The organism is Syntrophomonas zehnderi OL-4, assembly GCF_000983115.1.
In the GTDB taxonomy this organism is placed as follows: Bacteria; Bacillota; Syntrophomonadia; order Syntrophomonadales; family Syntrophomonadaceae; genus Syntrophomonas_B; species Syntrophomonas_B zehnderi.
Genome location: NZ_CGIH01000016.1, coordinates 1 through 4,466, shown reverse-complemented (window position 1 = coordinate 4,466; position 4,466 = coordinate 1). Strand labels below are relative to the sequence as shown.

Annotated in this window: 6 protein-coding genes and 1 pseudogene; 3 read left to right on the top strand and 4 right to left on the bottom strand. The window is 43.3% G+C overall.

Annotation, left to right across the window (positions count from 1 at the left end):
• Window positions 1-206 (top strand): annotated as a pseudogene (locus AAV90_RS15250) (IS91 family transposase); the annotation flags it as partial.
• A gap of 439 nt (window positions 207-645) precedes the next feature.
• Here the strand turns inward: AAV90_RS15250 and AAV90_RS04695 are convergent.
• The 3 genes from AAV90_RS04695 to AAV90_RS04685 form a co-directional block, all read right to left on the bottom strand.
• A complete protein-coding gene (locus tag AAV90_RS04695) occupies window positions 646-939 on the bottom strand; it encodes a DUF3795 domain-containing protein (RefSeq protein ID WP_046496398.1) in 294 nt (97 codons plus the stop codon).
• A gap of 122 nt (window positions 940-1,061) precedes the next feature.
• A complete protein-coding gene (locus AAV90_RS04690; RefSeq protein WP_046496396.1) occupies window positions 1,062-1,523 on the bottom strand; it encodes a GyrI-like domain-containing protein in 462 nt (153 codons plus the stop codon).
• A 66-nt stretch (window positions 1,524-1,589) separates the two neighbouring features.
• Window positions 1,590-2,528 carry a helix-turn-helix transcriptional regulator gene (locus AAV90_RS04685; protein WP_046496395.1) on the bottom strand — a complete coding sequence of 313 codons (939 nt, stop codon included), beginning with the start codon at window positions 2,526-2,528 and terminating at the stop codon, window positions 1,590-1,592.
• Window positions 2,529-2,852: 324 nt separating this feature from the next.
• Between AAV90_RS04685 and AAV90_RS04680 the strand changes: the two genes are divergently transcribed.
• Entirely contained in the window at window positions 2,853-3,650 is a 798-nt protein-coding gene (locus tag AAV90_RS04680; RefSeq protein WP_046496393.1) for an EFR1 family ferrodoxin, read from the top strand.
• Window positions 3,651-3,702: 52 nt separating this feature from the next.
• Complete coding sequence (locus tag AAV90_RS04675) at window positions 3,703-4,074, top strand: MmcQ/YjbR family DNA-binding protein (RefSeq protein ID WP_046496391.1); 372 nt, start codon at window positions 3,703-3,705, stop codon at window positions 4,072-4,074.
• 46 nt (window positions 4,075-4,120) lie between these two features.
• Here AAV90_RS04675 and AAV90_RS04670 read toward each other — a convergent pair.
• Window positions 4,121-4,466, bottom strand: a 346-nt coding sequence (locus AAV90_RS04670; protein ID WP_198142817.1) for a transposase, incomplete at its 5' end; no start/stop codon positions are given.

Sequence of the window (4,466 nt, the reverse complement as noted above, 5' to 3'; positions counted from 1 at the left end):
GACTTGTCACCCATATTCCCAATAAAGGGGAACAGATAGTCAGGTATTACGGATACTATTCCAACAAGTCACGGGGAATGCGCACAAAAACTGATATTGATATTAAAACGCCGGTGCCGGTTGATTCCGATATTACAAAAAAGGAACTACGCAGGATTTGGGCTCGTTTGATTCAAAAGGTTTATTATACCGCGACATTAAGGTGACCAAAGGGAACATCAGTAGTGCCCGCAGGGTGATCCTTTGCTTTGTCCAAAATGCTGTGGGCGAATGCGTATCATATCCATTATCGAAGACCAAGCTGTCATCAAGAAGATACTAGTGCATCTGAATCTGTGGGTGACGAAAAACCGTGATCCGCCGACCATTTCTTTCCCGGACATAGAATTTGCGTGCCGCCAGGTTCAAAGAGTTTAGGAATCGGGTTATACCGGCTGAGCTTTAGGTAAATCAGGTTGATGCTATGTTGATTATTATCACGGCAAGATAACCTTCCCTTACCGGCTGCACATTCCGCAATATCATGAAATTTCGACCCAATTTCTTGGATCAAGTATGTATAACCATTATTTTCTATCTTGTGCTATACTGATCTGAAAAAAGCAAATTCCTATCCAATCTGAAAGGCACATAGTGTCACCCGACTCAATATACGGACATTATCTCTTTTAAAAGTTTCACGCGCTGATTTATGCCCTCCAGATGCTCCTCTTTGGTGGTGGAGGGGTCTTGAGTAGCATAATAAATCTGACAAGGGAGCTTGTTACAGTGGCCGCAATGTTCAAACCCTTTTTCATTAATGCAGCAGTCATACATTGGGCAAATATCTGTACCAACAAATTCCGCCCAGTAGACTTTGCCCGAAATAGCCCTGCACCCCGCACAAGATTTTTCAAAATCTTTACATTCGCCACAGCTTACTCCACATGGACTTAGCATTTAAGACACCTCCACAAAACATAAATTGGTTTGACCATCAATAATATCATTCCTCGTAGGCCAGCACATAAACGTCATCCAGAATCAGATCCTTTTCTACCATTAAGTTATACTCCTTGCCGTCATGACTTGAGCAGAAAGACAATCTGGGTTAACAGTTCATTTTCCAGCGTTTCTGCGGGATCGTTAAGATAAAATTCGTAACAGACACCGGTTGGTGTGTACCCATTGGCGGGTATCCAGTCCATAATAGCATTGTAAGCAGGCTCGATTTGATTATAAGGCCCGGTATACAGGCAGGATACCTGTTTCCCGGCCGGGATTTCACTGGGTTTGAGTTCATCATTGCCAGCAACCGGCTGTGCCACCGGCAAGCCACATTCCAAATCCAGGTTCTGCATATCCATATTAAAGTAGCCCACATAAGGTGCACCTGCAGGCTGGACACCAATTTCCATCAGGTAGCTCATAATGGCCCCATAGGCTTTCCCCAATATCTGGGGCAAACTCCCAACTGCTGTCCGGGTACGGATGGATATAGTGGGTTGAGCTTCCTTTTCTTCCACAACAAATTGATATTGCATATTTATGGCCTCCACAATCATTTTTCTCGATTATAGCATGTCAAACATGACAACTATGTGGCAGGTTTAAGAGGAATAGGTTTTATGAATTTTTTCGGCAATAGCAGCTAAAATTTTGCGAATATGCGGAGGATTAATTACCTCCATTCCACTGCCAAAACTCAATAGATAGCCATATAACCAATTATTCTCCGGCAGATAGGCTTTAACCATAATCCTTCCGTCATCTTGCCAGAATGCACCCTCGCCAAAACACTCTTCCACTACACTTTCCATTTCTTTGTCAAAAAGCAGCTCCAGTTCCACCAGGCTGTTTCTCTCCTTCCACTGTCTTTCAAAGTAACCTTGTTCTGCTGCAGGTATTTCTCTGCTCTGGTAAACCCTGTCCGTAAGCTGTACATCTTTAATTCGCACCAGCTTGAAGAAACGGAAATCTTGCCTGAGCAAGCACCAGGCATAAAGGTACCACGATTGTCCTTTGAGGAGCAGCGAATAGGGTTCCAACTGGCGCATGGTTTTCGTACCGGCGGCATCTACATAAATGACTTCGATCTCTCTGCGGTTCTCAATAGCCTGGCGCAGCAGCGATATTCTTCCTTGGATCTGCCCATTGATTCCCCAGGGAGACAGGTCGATTATCATTTGTCTGCTCTTCAGCTCAAGCAGCTCAAGCTGTGACGTTGATAGCGGTATTTTCAACTTCTCCACCAATACGTCATAACGACTATCAGGCGCGCTGGCAGCAACCCCCTTCAGGGTAGATACGATGGTTGCCATATCACCAACACTTAGTATGCTTTTATCCAGCCGGTAACCTTCGGCAATACTGATACCGCCGTGGACACCCTGGTAAGTAACGACAGGGATCCCGGCCAGGTTGATGGCATCAATGTCACGCAGGATAGTACGCACGGAAACGTCAAACATTTCCGCCAGTTCTTTGGCTTGAACCCGTTCGCGCCTGAGCAAGACTATGATAATGGAAATTAGCCTATCGATTTTCACTTCATAATCACCTGAATCCAGATATAACAATCAGAAGCCTTTGCCTATCTGGCATTGGAATTAGTAATATTATACTGTTTTCTGGTTTACAATGGTTATTACTAGGATAACTTTTGAGGACATGCCTAACATTGGAGGCAGGGGGGCATAAATAGTGGGAATGCATTTTCCGTTTAGAACGTATTCGGATGCAATCCATTTTGAAGTCCGTATCTTCTACATCAATTCGTGCTCTTGACATATACCCTTATTAAAGTTAATGTACCATTAATTACTAACACCCAACAAATTTATCTGGTTGTTACTCTTAATCGGAGGAGACTAATGAAAATACAGTCACTGAAACTCGTTTATTTTTCGCCTTCAGGTACAACAAAAACGATTATTGAAGGAATTGCACGCGGATTCAATCAAAGTTCTGTGGAAACGATAGATATTTCAAAACCCGAATTAAGAAAACAACAATTGCAAACATCGGAAAATGATTTACTTGTTATCGGGGTGCCTGTTTATGTCGGTAGGGTCCCGGCTATTGCCATTGACTGGCTATATACGCTCCAAGCTCGTAGTACTCCTGCCGTATGCGTTGTCGTTTATGGCAATCGTGCGTATGACGATGCACTACTCGAACTTAAAGACACCATGGTAAAGCACGGATGTGTGCCGGTTGCCTGTGCTGCATTTGTTGGGGAACACTCCTTTTCCAGCTCGGAAACGCCCATCGCCGTGGCCCGTCCTGATGTAAGTGATGTAAATCTCGCAGAGTTATTGGGAAAAAGAATAAAAGAAAAACTACTTCCTATCGAATCGGTCGATCATATTTCCGATATTGCTGTACCCGGCAACTATCCCTATCGGGAATTTAAGCCATGGGTTCTTGATTTTATAGAAATCAATAACAACTGTTCGCAATGTGGAGTTTGTGCAACGGTGTGTCCTGTTGATGCCATCGATTTGGAAAATAGCACCTTGATTGAAAAGGAAAAATGCATCCTGTGTTGTGCCTGCGTTAAGAGTTGCCCTGAAAAAGCCCTAACGGTGAAACCTGGTATAGTTAAGGATGTTGCCAAACGTCTGAGTCAAACATGTCAAAATCGAAAAGAGCCGGTTTTCTTTTTGTAAAAGCTGTAGAAACTTATAATCACCATAACATTTTATTGGGGAAGGTGTTGTTATGAAATATGGATGGATTGACGAATACTGCCTGGCTAAACATGGCGCGGAAAAGGACTTCAAAATAGAATGGAATGCAATTAGGTACCTCATAGGCGGTAAAATGTTTGCCCTGCAAGGTGGTGACAAATACGAAAAACCGATTATTACTTTGAAATGTATTCCGCCTTTCGGGGAGACGCTGCGTAAAGAATATAAGCACATAGTTGCAGGATATTATATGAACAAAGAGCATTGGAACTCGGTTTATCTGGATGGTGACGTTCCGGATGCGGTCTTGAAACAGATGATAGATATGTCATATGACCTGGTGTTTAATTCTTTGAGTAAAAAGCTTCAAAGACAATTGCTTTCAGACAGCAAAGATGCTTGATTTACAGGCAAAAGAACCGTTTAAGACCACTGAAAAAGCAACCCTTTTAAACCGCCCTGGCGGCTACCCACAGCCCATCAGGTAGGTTAATCTGTAACCGACAGAATAAAAACCTCAAAATAAACGAAGATAACCCTTTTGAAGCGGATACCAGTTTAGCTATCCGCTTTAAGTTTACCGCCAGGGCTGTTAGTTTGGCCTGAATGCGGATGCTTCGTAGACCATAGCCTTTGGCTCGGTCTAGTCCGTGGAATCGTTTTAGTTCTGCATTCTTGGGTTCGATTTTAGCTCGCTTGCGGAATTCTTGAATGAATTCCGGAGTTTTAGCTCTTTGGCTGTATTCATATAACTCTGGAGTATTTACGCTGATTGTTAATAGCTTACCTATCCGC

Excerpts from the sequence above, each read along its gene's own strand:
- AAV90_RS04695 (WP_046496398.1), bottom strand. The coding sequence starts at position 939 with ATGCTAAGTCCATGTGGAGTAAGCTGTGGCGAATGTAAAGATTTTGAA.
- AAV90_RS04690 (WP_046496396.1), bottom strand. The coding sequence starts at position 1,523 with ATGCAATATCAATTTGTTGTGGAAGAAAAGGAAGCTCAACCCACTATA.
- AAV90_RS04680 (WP_046496393.1), top strand. The coding sequence starts at position 2,853 with ATGAAAATACAGTCACTGAAACTCGTTTATTTTTCGCCTTCAGGTACA.
- AAV90_RS04675 (WP_046496391.1), top strand. The coding sequence starts at position 3,703 with ATGAAATATGGATGGATTGACGAATACTGCCTGGCTAAACATGGCGCG.